We start from the raw sequence: 12,182 nt of genomic DNA, 5'->3' as shown, positions 1-12,182 counted from the left end.
CGGGCGGGCCGCGATGTGCGGCCCGCCCGGCGACGGGGGAGGACAGATCACTTCGAGTAGAGCTCGACGATCAACTGCTCCTGCAGCGGCACATCGATCTGCGCGCGCTCGGGAAGCTGGTGCACGAGGATGCGGAGCGTCGTGGGGACGACCTGCAGCCACGCCGGGACGGGACGCTCGCCGAGCATCTCGGTGGCGATCTCGTACCAGTCCATCTTGGTGGACTTGGGACGGACGTCGATGATGTCGTACTGCGACACCCGGTAGCTCGGGATGGTCACCTTCTGGTCGTTGACCCGGAAGTGACCGTGGCTCACGAGCTGGCGTGCCTGGCGACGCGTCTGCGCGAGACCCGCGCGGTACACGACGTTGTCCAGACGCGATTCCAGGATCTGGAGGAGGTTCTCGCCGGTCTTACCGCCCCGGCGGTTGGCCTCCTCGTAGTAGCGACGGAACTGCTTCTCCATCACGCCGTAGGTGAAGCGGGCCTTCTGCTTCTCCTGCAGCTGGGTGCGGTACTCGGACTCCTTGATCCGCGCGCGGCCGTGGTGGCCGGGCGGGAAGGGCCGACGTTCGAATGCGGTGTCCCCACCGACGAGGTCCACGCCCAGACGGCGGGACTTGCGGGTGACGGGGCCGGTGTAACGTGCCATGGTTCTCTACGTTCCTTCCGGCTCAGACTCGACGCCGCTTGGGCGGACGACAGCCGTTGTGGGGCTGGGGGGTGACATCGGAGATCGTGCCGACCTCGAGGCCGGCGGCCTGGAGCGAACGGATGGCGGTCTCACGACCCGAACCCGGGCCCTTGACGAACACGTCGACCTTCTTCATGCCGTGCTCCTGCGCCTTGCGGGCCGCGTTCTCGGCGGCGAGCTGGGCGGCGAAGGGCGTCGACTTGCGCGAGCCCTTGAAACCGACGTGGCCCGAGGACGCCCAGGCCAGAACGGCGCCGGACGGATCCGTGATCGAGACGATCGTGTTGTTGAACGTGCTCTTGATGTGGGCCTGGCCGTGAGCGACGTTCTTCTTCTCCCTGCGACGGCCCGTCTTCTTGGGGCCCGCAGCGCGTGACTTGGGGGGCATTACTTCTTCTTTCCGGCGACGGTCTTCTTCGGGCCCTTGCGGGAGCGGGCGTTGGTCTTGGTCCGCTGACCGCGGACGGGGAGACCCCGGCGGTGGCGGATGCCCTGGTAACTGCCGATCTCGATCTTCCGGCGGATATCGCCCTGGATCTCACGGCGGAGGTCACCCTCGACCTTGTAGTTGCCTTCGATGTCGTCACGAAGGACGGTCAGCTGCTCGTCGGTGAGATCCTTGGTGCGCAGGTCCGGGCTGACCCCGGTCCGCTCGAGGATCTCGACGGCCCGCGTGCGACCGATGCCGAAAATGTAGGTGAGCGCGATCTCCATACGCTTGTCACGTGGGAGATCAACGCCGGCAAGACGTGCCATGTGGCGTTTCTCTTTCGTCGTGCGGTAGGTCTGCTCCCCGACCGTCCCCGATGCCGCATGGTCATCTCACGATGAGCATCCGTCCGGGGCCCTGGCCTCCGCATCCAGGGGTGTGGTACCCGCCTCGACCAGGTACTTCAGAGGCGGCTGGTTCAGGGAGTTGAGCGCTTTACTTGTAGCGGTAGACGATCCGACCGCGGGTGAGGTCGTACGGTGACAGCTCGACGACCACCCGGTCCTCGGGGAGGATGCGGATGTAGTGCTGCCGCATCTTCCCACTGATGTGCGCGAGGACCTTGTGTCCGTTCTCGAGCTCGACGCGGAACATTGCGTTCGGCAACGGCTCGACAACTCGGCCCTCGACCTCGATGGCTCCGTCTTTCTTTGCCATGCTGGTTACGGTCCTCCACGATTCCCCGGATGTCGTCTACCGGATTCTGGTGCACTGGTGGGCACACCGACGTATAAGCCTACGTCAGTGGTCGTTCTAGTGCCAATCGGCGCTCACCCGTAGCAGGCGCGTCCTGCCGGCACCCCGTCGAAGCGCTGCTGCAGCCAGTTCATCGCGGCCGGCAACTTCTCCACCGCGCCGAGGAGATGCTCGGGCGCCAACCCCGGCTCCCACGTGAGCGGGGTCCCCTCGCGGCAGTAACGCGTGGCGGTCTCCTCCGCGTCCCAGAACGGCACCAGCGGGTCGGTGCGGGAATGCCACATGAACACCGGCACCCGGGGGACGTCCGGTGTCAGGCGCACGCTGTTCTCCGCGAAGGCCCGCATCAGGCCCTCCTCCGCGAGCAGGTCTCCCCCCTCGAGGACCATGGGCACGGACCGGAACGCGCCGTACACCAGCAGCGAGGCCGTGCACCTGCCCTTCATCCGCTCGAACAGCGCCCAGCCCTCGGGGGTGAGCTTCTCCTCGAGACGGATGTCCTCCGGGTACTCCCGAGCCATCCCCACGGCGGCGGCGAAGGCCAACCCGAACGCGGGGTGCGGCCAGTTGCCGATCATCCGCGCCATCGTCGTCATGTCCGTCGGGATGCCGCCCTGGGCGACCCCCACCAGGTTGACGTCCGGTGCGTAGTCGTCGTGCATGAGCGACACCCAGGCACTGGCGATCCCTCCACCCGAGTACCCCAGCGCCCCGAACCGGCTGTGCCGGGCGTCGAACCGGGGGTCGTCGCGGACGGCCCGCATCCCGTCCAACACGATCCGCGCGGACAGCTGTCCCCCGGGGTAGGCGACCTTGGGACCGAGATGATCGGGGATGAGCACCGTCCAGCCCTGGTCCAGCCGGACGCGCAGGAACGCCATCGCGTTGTCCTGCACCGTCTCGAGGGTCGGGTTGACCAGGGTCTCGGTGGGGGCGCAGCTCTGCCCCAGTGCGTTCAGGTAGTGCTGGTAGCTCAGGACGGGGCCGTTCGGGCGCGCGTGGGGCGGCCGGACCACCGTCGCCGTCGCGAGGATCGGACGGTCCCGGGTGTCGGTCGACCGGTACGCGATCTCCGTCACCTCGTACCCGAGGAACGCGGGCATGGTCACGACCCGGGTGTTGATCACCTGTCCGAGACCCGCGGCCGCGAGCACCGCGGGGTCCGCGTGATAGAACGGCGCCGGCTGGGGGTCCTCCATCAGGGACCCCTGTCCGCCCTCCATGAGCGACTGCGCGGCCGCGGACGGGGTCGGTCCCGCCATCTGGGCCAGGATCACCACCATCATGAGGACAGCCGCCACAGCCGTGCGCGTCGGTGTGATCGTGGTTCGGCGCACGTGGGGGTGAACGAGCATGCCCTGACCTTTCAGGCCGGTGGTCAACAGTGGGAACACTCTAACCTGAGGCCCGGAGGGCCCGGCACCGGTCCCCCGCGACCGCGCTCAGTCCGTGGGCCGAACGGTGAGCACGCGCGGGCCGTCGGCGGTGACGGCGACCGTGTGCTCCCAGTGTGACGACGGCGACCCGTCCACCGTGACGACCGTCCAGTCGTCGGCCAGGGTGCGGGTGTCGGTCTCGCCACCCAGGACGAGCATGGGCTCGACGGCCAGGACGGACCCCTCCTGGAGCCGCGGCCCCTTGCCCGGCTTGCCCTCGTTGGCGAGGAACGGCCACTCGTGCATCTCACGCCCGATGCCGTGCCCGCCGAACCCGTCGACTATCCCGAGGGTGACGCCGAGACGCTGCTCCGCGCGACGCGTGGCGGTCTCCAGGGCGTGCGAGACGTCCGTCAGGCGGCTACCGGGAGTCATGGCGAGGATGCCCTCCGCGAGCACCTCCCGCGTCGCCTGGTTGAGAAGGGCCACCTGAGGGTCCAACTCGCCCACGCCGAAGGTCCACGCGGAGTCGCCGTGCCACCCGTCCAGCACCGCGCCGCAGTCGACCGAGACCAGGTCGCCCTCCTGCAGGACGGTGGTGGGTCCCGGGATCCCGTGGACGACCACCTCGTTGACGGACGAGCAGATCGACCCGGGGAACCCCTCGTACCCCTTGAAGGACGGGACCGCACCGGCGTCCCGGATCAGCTGGTCGACCAGCGAGTCGAGATCCGCGGTGGTCGCGCCCGGAACCGCCGCCTCGCGTGCGGCCACGAGCGCACGACCGACGATCCGGCCGGCCTCCTCCATCGCGTCCAGCTCGCCGGGAGTGCGCGCTGTCACCACGCTCGTGCGCGACCGACCGAACACGACTGCTCAGCGATCCAGCGCGGCGAGGGCCCGTGCGTTGATCTCGTCGACCTCGCCCACGGCGTCGACGGTCGTGACCTCGTCGCCGTAGTACTCGAGGAGGGGTGCCGTCTCGGACCGGTAGACGGCCATGCGGTTGCGGATCACGTCCTCCGTGTCGTCCTCACGACCGCGGGCGAGCATCCGCGCGACCACGGTGTCCTCGTCGACCTTGAACTCGATCACGGCGTCGAGCTCGAGACCCGCCTCGGCGAGCATGCCCTTGAGCGCGTCGGCCTGCTCGACACTGCGGGGGTAGCCGTCGAGCAGGAACCCCTCGGTCGCGTCGGGCTCACCGATACGCGCCTCGACCATCCGGTTGGTGACGTCCGCGGGAACGAGGTTCCCGGCGTCGATGTAGGACTTGGCCTCCTTGCCGAGGTCCGTCCCCTGGGAGATGTTGGCCCGGAAGAGGTCACCCGTGGAGATGTGCGGGATCCCGAGCTTCTCCGACAGCAGGGCCGCCTGGGTTCCCTTACCGGCGCCGGGGGGGCCGAGGAGGACGAGACGCATGGTGAGGACCAGCCTTTCTTTCGGTGTGATGTGCTCGGGGGTGCGGGCGACTACTTGAGGAAGCCCTCGTAGTTGCGCTGCATGAGCTGAGCCTCGATCTGCTTCACGGTGTCGAGACCCACCGACACCATGATGAGCACAGCGGTGCCACCGAACGGCATGTTCTGCATGTCTCCACCCCCGCTACCCATGTCGAGGAAGACGTTGGGCAGCACCGCGATCAACCCGAGGTACAGGGAACCGAACAACAGGATGCGGTTGAGCACGTACCCGAGGTACTCGGCCGTCGGGCGACCCGGGCGGATGCCGGGGATGAAGCCGCCGTACTTCTTCATGTTCTCGGCCTGCTCCATCGGATCGAACTGGATGGCCACGTAGAAGTACGCGAAGAAGATGATCAGGGCGAAGTACAGCAGGATGTAACCCCAGCTCGAGGGGTTCTGCAGGTACTGCATGACGTACCGCTGCCAGAACCCGTCCGCGGCGGGCTCGGGTCCCTGGATCAGCTGGGTGATGAGGATCGGCACGTACATCATGGACGACGCGAAGATCACGGGGATGACGCCGGCCTGGTTGACCTTGAGCGGCAGGTAGGTCGACGTGCCGCCGTACTGACGACGGCCGACCATGCGCTTGGCGTACTGGACCGGGATGCGGCGCTGGCCCTGCTCGACGAACACGACGGCGACCACGATCAGCACCACCGCGAACATGACCGCGGCGAACTTCAGCGTCGAGGAGTTCTGGTAGATGTTGACGCCCTCGGCGGGGATCCGCGAGGCGATGCCGGCGAAGATCAGCAGCGACATGCCGTTGCCGACCCCGCGGTCCGTGATGAGCTCACCGAACCACATGACGAGGGCTGCGCCGGCGGTCATCACGATGACGATGGTGGCCAGGGTGAGGATGTCGCCGTCCATGAGGACGGACTCGCCGTTGCCGAGCAGCTGACCCCGGTCGGCGAGCGCCACGATGCCGGCGGACTGCAGCACCGCGAGCGCGATGGTGAGATAACGCGTGTACTGCGTCATCTTGGCCTGACCGGACTGCCCCTCCTTCTTGAGTTGCTCGAAGTAGGGGATCACCACGGTGAGCAGCTGCACGATGATGCTCGCCGTGATGTACGGCATGATGCCGATCGCGAACACGGACAACTGCAGGAGTGCGCCGCCGGAGAACAGGTTGACCAGGGAGTACAACTGCGCGTTGTCCCCGGTCATCGCGGTGTCGAGGAGTCCCCGGAGCTTGGGGTAGTCGACACCGGGCGACGGGATCTGCGCGCCGATGCGGTAGAGGATGATGATCCCGAGGGTGAAGAAGATCTTCTTCCTCAGATCCGTGTCCTTGATCGCGGACGCGAGTGCGGAGAGCACATGTCCTCCTGGTCATGGACGGCCCGTAGCCGCCGCCTTCGTCGAATGCAGATGCGCCGGGAGGGTCAGACCGACGGCAGTGGTGCCGCACCCCGAACGCACAACAAGAAAAACTGTATCAAGATGAGCGCAGGGGCCGGATCCGAGACTCTCGGACCCGACCCCTGCACCCGTCATCCGGCCCCGTCGGGGGCCGGTCGGGGACTCAGGCCCCGGCCTCCGACACGCTTCCGCCGGCGGCCTCGATCTTGGTCTTGGCCGACGCGGACACCTTGTCGACGGCCACGGTCACGGCCACGGAGATGTCCCCGTCGCCCAGGACCTTGACCGGCTGGTTCTTGCGGACGGCCCCCGCGGCGACGAGCTCGGCGACGCCGACCTGCCCACCGGAGGGGAACAACCGCTGGATGTCGGACACGTTGACGACCTGGAAGACGACCTTGTTGCGGTTCTTGAAGCCCTTGAGCTTCGGAAGACGCATGTGGATCGGCATCTGGCCACCCTCGAACGCCGCGGGGACGTTCTTGCGTGCCTTGGTTCCCTTGGTACCGCGACCGGCGGTCTTGCCCCGCTTGCCGCCCTCACCGCGACCCACGCGGATCTTGTCGGTGTGGGCGCCGGGTGCCGGGCGCAGGTGATGCAACTTGATGGTCATGCTCACTCCGTCTCTTCGACCACGACGAGGTGGTTCACGACGTTGATGAGACCCCGGGTCTGAGCGTTGTCCTCACGGACGACCGTCTTCCGGATGCCCTTGAGTCCCAACGTCCGCAGGGAGTCCTTCTGGTTCTGCTTGGTCCCGACAGTGCCGCGGACCTGGGTGATCTTGAGGTTGGCCATGATCTACGCCCCCTGTCCGGCACGTGCGCGGAGCATGCCCGCGGGTGCGACGTCCTCGATGGGCAGACCACGGCGGGCCGCGACCTCCTCGGGACGATGGAGACCCTTGAGCGCGGTCACCGTGGCGTGGACGACGTTGATGGCGTTGTCCGACCCCAGCGACTTGCACAGGATGTCGTGCACGCCGGCGCACTCGAGCACGGCACGCGCAGCGCCGCCCGCGATCACACCGGTACCCGGCGAGGCCGGACGGAGCATGACGACGCCCGCGGCCGCCTCACCCTGGATCGGGTGCGGGATGGTGGAGCCGATGAGCGGGACGCGGAAGAAGTTCTTCCGGGCTTCCTCCGACCCCTTCTGGATCGCCGCCGGCACCTCCTTGGCCTTGCCGTAGCCGACGCCGACCATGCCGTTGCCGTCCCCCAGGATCACGAGGGCGGTGAAGCTGAACCGCCGACCGCCCTTGACGACCTTGGAGACGCGGTTGATGGTGACGACGCGCTCGATGAACTGTGACTTCTCGTCGTCGCGGCCACCGCGACGATCGTTTCCGCCACGGCCACGGCCCCCGCCGCCGCCGCTGCGGCCGCCCTGGGCGTTGTCGTTGGTGGTGGTCTTGTTGTCCGCGGCGGGCCCGGTGCTTCCGCCGTCACGACGCTGACGTCCCGGCATCAGACGGTCCTTCCGTTAAGGGTCAGTGCAGTGGTCTTGGTCATCAGAACTCCAGCCCACCCTCGCGGGCGGCGTCGGCCAGGGACGCGATCCGGCCGTGGTACTTGTTACCACCACGGTCGAACACGACGGCATCGATGCCGGCGGCCTTGGCGCGCTCGGCCAGGAGCTGGCCGACCTTCGCGCTGCGGTCCTTCTTGTCGCCCTCGAGAGTGCGGACATCGGCCTCGATCGTCGACGCGGCGGCCAGCGTGCGGCCGGCCAGGTCGTCGATGATCTGGGCGTGGATGTGGCGCGAGGACCGGTTGACGACCAACCGCGGACGCTCGGGGGTACCGGCGACCTTCTTGCGGAGGCGGTAGTGGCGCCGGGTACGGCCGACACGACGTGCTGTCGAGACGTCGGTACCCAGCGGGGAACGCTTCTTTGTGCTGCTCATGGTCACTTACCCGTCTTTCCGACCTTGCGACGGACCTGCTCGCCCTCGTAACGGATGCCCTTGCCCTTGTACGGGTCGTGCTTCCGCAGCCGCTTGATGTTGGCGGCGATCTGGCCCACCTGCTGCTTGTCGATCCCGGAGATCGAGAACTTCGTGGCGCCCTCGACGGCGAACGTGATGCCGTCGGGTGCCGCGATCGGCACGGGGTGCGAGTAGCCGAGGGCGAACTCGAGGTCCGTGCCCTTGGCGACGACGCGGTAACCCACGCCGAAGATCTCCATCTTCTGCACGTAACCCTCGGTGACGCCCACGACCATGTTGTTGACCAGGGAGCGGGAGAGGCCGTGCAGCGACCGGTTGTCCCGGTGGTCGTCGGGACGGTTCACCGTGATGGTGCCCTCCTCGACCGACACCGTGATCGGTGCGGGGAGATCCTGGGTGAGCTCACCCTTGGGACCCTTGACGGTGATGGTCTGGCCGTCGACCTTGATGTCGACGCCGGACGGAACGGTGATCGGAGCCTTGCCGATTCGTGACATTTCTCGCCCCCTTACCAGACGTAGGCGAGGACTTCCCCGCCCACCTTCTTGTAGTTCGCCTGACGGTCCGTGAGCAGACCCTGGGAGGTCGAGATGATCGCGATACCCAGTCCGCCGAGGACCTTGGGCAGGCCGGTGGACTTGGCGTACACGCGGAGACCCGGCTTGGAGACTCGCTTGATGCCCTGCAGGCTGCGCTGGCGCGACGGGCCGTACTTGAGGTCGATGGTGAGCTTCTTGCCCACCTCGGCGTCCTCGACGGCGTAGTCGGTGATGTAACCCTCTTGCTTGAGGATCGCCGCGATGTTGCCCTTGATCTTGGAATGCGGCATGGAGACGGTGTCGTGGTACGCCGAGTTGGCGTTACGCACACGCGTCAACATGTCCGCGATGGGGTCGGTCATCGACATGGATTTACCATGTTCCTTTCTCGTCACGGTTCCCATGCAGCACGGGTGCGGTCGACCTGTGGGCCGGCCGTGTCCGTCGTGGGCCTGTCACGAAGAGTTCGAATGTTCTGTTGTGTGGGGCCCGCCGATCGTCTGACGATCTGCGGGGGACCCGCCGCGCGTGGCGCTCTTCTCGCCACCCGCGACCCGACGGCTGGGCCGTCTGCCCGTCGCCGGGGACCCGCTGATGCGGGGCCCCGGCGCGGACGGCCGGTCCGGCCCTGACCCGTGAGGTCAGTCCTCCTTGAAGGGGAAGCCGAGGTGCTTGAGCAGCGCCCGACCCTCTTCGTCGTTCGTCGCGGTCGTGACGACCGTGATGTCCATGCCGCGGGGGCGGTCGACCTTGTCCACGTCGATCTCGTAGAACATGGTCTGCTCGTTGAGCCCGAAGGTGTAGTTGCCGTGACCGTCGAACTGCTTGCCCGAGAGGCCACGGAAGTCGCGGATTCGCGGGAGGGCGATCGTCGTCAGACGATCGAGGAACTCCCACATGCGGTCACCGCGCAGCGTCACACGCGCGCCGATCGGCATCCCCTCGCGGAGCTTGAACTGCGCGATGGACTTGCGGGCCCGGCGGATCTGCGGCTTCTGGCCGGTGATCAGCGTGAGGTCGGTGATCGCGCCGTTGATCAGCTTGGCGTCACGGGCGGCGTCACCGACACCCATGTTGACGACGACCTTGACGACGCCCGGGATCTGCATGACGTTCGCGTACTCGAACGTCTCGTTCAGGGCCGGCTTGATCTCGGCGCTGTACCGCGCCTTGAGACGCGGCGTGTACCCGGTGGGAAGTGCGGTTTCGGTCATGGTCACAGGTCCTTCCCGGTCTTGCGCGAGACCCGGACGCGCTTACCGTTCTCGTCGGTGCGGATTCCGACGCGCGACGGGGCGCCGTCCGCGTCCACGACCATCACGTTGGACACGTGGATCGGGGCCTCCTGCGTGACGATGCCACCGGAGGAGGCGCCACGCTCGGCAGCCGAGTTGGCGGTGTGCTTCTTGATGCGGTTCACGCCCTCGACGAGGACCTTCTCCTGCGCGGGGAAGGCCTGGATGACCTTGCCCTTGGCGCCCTTGTCCTTGCCGGCGATGACGAGCACCGTGTCGCCCTTGTGGACCTTCATGTCAGAGCACCTCCGGAGCCAGCGAGACGATGCGCATGAACTTCTTGTCGCGCAGTTCGCGACCGACGGGCCCGAAGATACGGGTACCACGCGGGTCGTTGTCGTTCTTGATGATGACGGCGGCGTTCTCGTCGAACTTGATGTACGAGCCGTCCGGGCGACGGCGCTCCTTGGCGGTGCGCACGATGACGGCCTTGACGACCTCACCCTTCTTGACGTTGCCACCGGGGATGGCGTCCTTGACGGTGGCGACGATGATGTCGCCCACGCCTGCGTAGCGACGCTTGGATCCGCCGAGAACGCGGATGCAGAGAATCTCCTTGGCACCCGTGTTGTCGGCGATCTTGAGTCGCGACTCCTGCTGGATCATGGTTCTCCTGACCAGGCTTGTTCAGATGTGTGCCGGATTCCGACCCGACACACGCGGCCACGTCACCCGCACCGGTCTCGCGACGCGGCTACCACGGGCAACTGTTCCAGTGTAGGGGTCTCGGCGCCCGAGCCCCAAATCGCCCTCAGCCGCCGAGGGAGCCGGCCGATCCGGTCGACCCCAGCGACCCCGCCGAGCCGGCGGAACCGGGATCCACTCCCCCGGACGCCGGCCGGAGGCTCGGGACCGCCGGCGCAAGACCCGACAGGATGTGATCCATCCCCGGCAGCATCTGGGTCACGAAGACGGGCCAGTTGTGGATGCCGGTCGGCATGTAGTTCATCCGCAGGTCGACCCCCGCGACTCCGGCCAGGGCGGACTCGAGCTTCCTGGTGCTCTCGTAGGAGCCCTTCTCGAGGACGTGCCCGTCCACGAGGATCATCTCGTTGCTGCCGAAGTGCCCCAGCTCGGCCGAGCCCACCCGGCCCGTGGCGGCACTGAGGTACACGGTCTTGCCGGCGAGTCCGGACGGGTCGGCCACGGTGTCGTGGTCCCGCCACGCCTGGGACCCCCGCGGGCCCCACATGTTCGTGGCGTCGCCGTTCCGCGCGGCCACGGTCAACCGCGCGTACTGGTAACCCAGCTCGTCGGTCGTGGAGTAGGCGCCGCTGATCCCGGCGACCGCGTCGAACATCCCCGGGTTGGTGTTGGCCAGGTGAACGGCCGCGGAAGCACCCATCGACAGGCCCATCACCCCCCAGCTGCCGTTGTGCGCGAGCGGAGCGGCCGAACCGCTCAGCCCCTGCTCCAGGAGGGGCGGGAGCTCGTCGATGAGGAAGGTCTCCCACATGTTCGGCCCCAGGACCGGGTCGTCGGCCTGCCAGTCCGACCACATGGAGGCCGGAGCACCCGTCGGCGCGATCACGTTGACCGCGCGGTCGCGCAGGGCCGGGTCCCCCCAGCCCATCCCGGTGCTCCACCCCGACGGGGATTCGCTTCCCACGCCGTCGAGGAAATACACGTTGGGGGCGTCCACGCCGTCCGGCGCCCGGTACACCTCGACCCGGACGGTCCGCTGCATCGACGCCGATGTGACGGTCCAGACCTCCGCCCGGCGGTCGACGGGGTTCAACGAGCCCGGGAACAGCGGGGCGATGTGGCGCACCGTCGTCTGGGTGATCGAACCGTCGCGCGTGGAGACGGGCCCCGAGGGCGATTGGGAGCTGCCCGGGCGGGGGAAGTCACCGGACCCGGCGGCGGCGACCGAACCGAGCACGGACGTCAGCGGGATGGGGGCGCCCAACTGCGTGAGGGCGGCGACGCTCAGCGACGGGACCCCGAGCAGGCTGCCCGGTGCGACGCTCGGCACCAGGGATCCGGGGTCGAGGCTCTGCGCCCCCGCCGTCCCCGCACCCGCGCCGGCCCCGATCAGCAGTGCCGACACGGCCACGGTCGTCGACCGGAGTGCGACGGGGGTGCGTCGGCGCGCTCCCCCGCGTCCCGCCGTGCGGCGTCCGTCCCGATGGATATCCGGCCTTCTCGTCATTTCCCGATCCCGTCCTCGTGCGCGACGCGGCCCACGGGAACTGACGCCCCGGGCCGCAGGGTGAACTCCGGCTCGGTAGCCGATGACACAATACTGACTTGTCGTATCAAGACTAGGATTTTGTTACATCCCCACACGCCGCCGGCCCGGC

General features: G+C 67.7%; 18 protein-coding genes. All 18 read right to left on the bottom strand.

What is annotated here, in order from left to right; genetic code table 11:
- Nucleotides 1-47 precede the first annotated feature (47 nt).
- Nucleotides 48-653, bottom strand: a complete 606-nt coding sequence (gene rpsD, locus G6031_RS02565; RefSeq protein ID WP_179525909.1) for a 30S ribosomal protein S4 — start codon at nt 651-653, stop codon at nt 48-50.
- Nucleotides 654-675: 22 nt separating this feature from the next.
- Nucleotides 676-1,083 carry a 30S ribosomal protein S11 gene (gene rpsK / locus G6031_RS02560; RefSeq protein ID WP_017838216.1) on the bottom strand — a complete coding sequence of 136 codons (408 nt, stop codon included), beginning with the start codon at nt 1,081-1,083 and terminating at the stop codon, nt 676-678.
- The gene (rpsM, locus tag G6031_RS02555) at nt 1,083-1,451 is read right to left on the bottom strand and encodes a 30S ribosomal protein S13 (protein ID WP_179525910.1); all 369 of its coding nucleotides are present in this window, start codon (nt 1,449-1,451) and stop codon (nt 1,083-1,085) included. Before rpsM ends, rpsK begins: the two co-directional genes overlap by 1 nt.
- A 169-nt stretch (nt 1,452-1,620) precedes the next feature.
- On the bottom strand, nt 1,621-1,842 hold the full coding sequence (gene infA / locus G6031_RS02550; protein ID WP_010541191.1) for a translation initiation factor IF-1: 222 nt from the start codon (nt 1,840-1,842) through the stop codon (nt 1,621-1,623).
- Nucleotides 1,843-1,955: 113 nt separating this feature from the next.
- Nucleotides 1,956-3,236 (bottom strand): lipase family protein, encoded by a 1,281-nt coding sequence (locus G6031_RS02545; RefSeq protein WP_187702002.1) that lies wholly within the window; start codon nt 3,234-3,236, stop codon nt 1,956-1,958.
- An 87-nt stretch (nt 3,237-3,323) separates the two neighbouring features.
- Nucleotides 3,324-4,127 carry a type I methionyl aminopeptidase gene (gene map, locus G6031_RS02540; RefSeq protein WP_182609293.1) on the bottom strand — a complete coding sequence of 268 codons (804 nt, stop codon included), beginning with the start codon at nt 4,125-4,127 and terminating at the stop codon, nt 3,324-3,326.
- Nucleotides 4,128-4,133: 6 nt separating this feature from the next.
- Entirely contained in the window at nt 4,134-4,679 is a 546-nt protein-coding gene (locus tag G6031_RS02535) for an adenylate kinase (RefSeq protein ID WP_182652340.1), read from the bottom strand.
- A gap of 50 nt (nt 4,680-4,729) precedes the next feature.
- Nucleotides 4,730-6,052 (bottom strand): preprotein translocase subunit SecY, encoded by a 1,323-nt coding sequence (gene secY / locus G6031_RS02530; RefSeq protein ID WP_179525913.1) that lies wholly within the window; start codon nt 6,050-6,052, stop codon nt 4,730-4,732.
- A 205-nt stretch (nt 6,053-6,257) separates the two neighbouring features.
- Nucleotides 6,258-6,707, bottom strand: a complete 450-nt coding sequence (gene rplO / locus G6031_RS02525; protein ID WP_179525914.1) for a 50S ribosomal protein L15 — start codon at nt 6,705-6,707, stop codon at nt 6,258-6,260.
- Between the two features lie 2 nt (nt 6,708-6,709).
- The gene (gene rpmD / locus G6031_RS02520; RefSeq protein WP_017838209.1) at nt 6,710-6,892 is read right to left on the bottom strand and encodes a 50S ribosomal protein L30; all 183 of its coding nucleotides are present in this window, start codon (nt 6,890-6,892) and stop codon (nt 6,710-6,712) included.
- A gap of 3 nt (nt 6,893-6,895) precedes the next feature.
- A complete protein-coding gene (gene rpsE, locus G6031_RS02515; protein ID WP_182616011.1) occupies nt 6,896-7,564 on the bottom strand; it encodes a 30S ribosomal protein S5 in 669 nt (222 codons plus the stop codon).
- Between the two features lie 43 nt (nt 7,565-7,607).
- Complete coding sequence (gene rplR / locus G6031_RS02510) at nt 7,608-8,003, bottom strand: 50S ribosomal protein L18 (protein WP_241730653.1); 396 nt, start codon at nt 8,001-8,003, stop codon at nt 7,608-7,610.
- Between the two features lie 2 nt (nt 8,004-8,005).
- Nucleotides 8,006-8,542 (bottom strand): 50S ribosomal protein L6, encoded by a 537-nt coding sequence (rplF, locus tag G6031_RS02505; RefSeq protein WP_179525916.1) that lies wholly within the window; start codon nt 8,540-8,542, stop codon nt 8,006-8,008.
- Nucleotides 8,543-8,553: 11 nt separating this feature from the next.
- A complete protein-coding gene (gene rpsH / locus G6031_RS02500; protein WP_179525917.1) occupies nt 8,554-8,952 on the bottom strand; it encodes a 30S ribosomal protein S8 in 399 nt (132 codons plus the stop codon).
- Between the two features lie 273 nt (nt 8,953-9,225).
- Nucleotides 9,226-9,798, bottom strand: a complete 573-nt coding sequence (gene rplE / locus G6031_RS02495) for a 50S ribosomal protein L5 (RefSeq protein ID WP_179525918.1) — start codon at nt 9,796-9,798, stop codon at nt 9,226-9,228.
- Between the two features lie 2 nt (nt 9,799-9,800).
- Nucleotides 9,801-10,115 (bottom strand): 50S ribosomal protein L24, encoded by a 315-nt coding sequence (rplX, locus tag G6031_RS02490; protein ID WP_179525919.1) that lies wholly within the window; start codon nt 10,113-10,115, stop codon nt 9,801-9,803.
- A gap of 1 nt (nt 10,116) precedes the next feature.
- Nucleotides 10,117-10,485, bottom strand: a complete 369-nt coding sequence (rplN, locus tag G6031_RS02485; protein ID WP_095717592.1) for a 50S ribosomal protein L14 — start codon at nt 10,483-10,485, stop codon at nt 10,117-10,119.
- A gap of 145 nt (nt 10,486-10,630) precedes the next feature.
- The gene (locus G6031_RS02480; protein WP_182652339.1) at nt 10,631-12,031 is read right to left on the bottom strand and encodes an alpha/beta hydrolase family protein; all 1,401 of its coding nucleotides are present in this window, start codon (nt 12,029-12,031) and stop codon (nt 10,631-10,633) included.
- Between the last annotated feature and the right edge of the window lie 151 nt (nt 12,032-12,182).

It is taken from the genome of Dietzia sp. CQ4 (genome assembly GCF_014145125.1).
In the GTDB taxonomy this organism is placed as follows: domain Bacteria; phylum Actinomycetota; class Actinomycetes; order Mycobacteriales; family Mycobacteriaceae; genus Dietzia; species Dietzia natronolimnaea.
Note: the sequence above shows the minus strand (reverse complement) of the source record. Positions and strands in the feature narration are given on the sequence as shown.

Coding starts and splice junctions, on each gene's coding strand:
- rpsD (WP_179525909.1), bottom strand. CDS start 653: ATGGCACGTTACACCGGCCCCGTCACCCGCAAGTCCCGCCGTCTGGGC.
- rplF (WP_179525916.1), bottom strand. CDS start 8,542: ATGTCACGAATCGGCAAGGCTCCGATCACCGTTCCGTCCGGCGTCGAC.
- rpsK (WP_017838216.1), bottom strand. CDS start 1,083: ATGCCCCCCAAGTCACGCGCTGCGGGCCCCAAGAAGACGGGCCGTCGC.
- rplX (WP_179525919.1), bottom strand. CDS start 10,115: ATGAAGGTCCACAAGGGCGACACGGTGCTCGTCATCGCCGGCAAGGAC.
- rplN (WP_095717592.1), bottom strand. CDS start 10,485: ATGATCCAGCAGGAGTCGCGACTCAAGATCGCCGACAACACGGGTGCC.
- G6031_RS02545 (WP_187702002.1), bottom strand. CDS start 3,236: ATGCTCGTTCACCCCCACGTGCGCCGAACCACGATCACACCGACGCGC.
- G6031_RS02535 (WP_182652340.1), bottom strand. CDS start 4,679: ATGCGTCTCGTCCTCCTCGGCCCCCCCGGCGCCGGTAAGGGAACCCAG.
- rpsH (WP_179525917.1), bottom strand. CDS start 8,952: ATGTCGATGACCGACCCCATCGCGGACATGTTGACGCGTGTGCGTAAC.
- rplR (WP_241730653.1), bottom strand. CDS start 8,003: ATGAGCAGCACAAAGAAGCGTTCCCCGCTGGGTACCGACGTCTCGACA.
- G6031_RS02480 (WP_182652339.1), bottom strand. CDS start 12,031: ATGACGAGAAGGCCGGATATCCATCGGGACGGACGCCGCACGGCGGGA.
- rplO (WP_179525914.1), bottom strand. CDS start 6,707: ATGACCATCAAGTTGCATCACCTGCGCCCGGCACCCGGCGCCCACACC.
- rpmD (WP_017838209.1), bottom strand. CDS start 6,892: ATGGCCAACCTCAAGATCACCCAGGTCCGCGGCACTGTCGGGACCAAG.
- rpsE (WP_182616011.1), bottom strand. CDS start 7,564: ATGCCGGGACGTCAGCGTCGTGACGGCGGAAGCACCGGGCCCGCCGCG.
- rpsM (WP_179525910.1), bottom strand. CDS start 1,451: ATGGCACGTCTTGCCGGCGTTGATCTCCCACGTGACAAGCGTATGGAG.
- rplE (WP_179525918.1), bottom strand. CDS start 9,798: ATGACCGAAACCGCACTTCCCACCGGGTACACGCCGCGTCTCAAGGCG.
- infA (WP_010541191.1), bottom strand. CDS start 1,842: ATGGCAAAGAAAGACGGAGCCATCGAGGTCGAGGGCCGAGTTGTCGAG.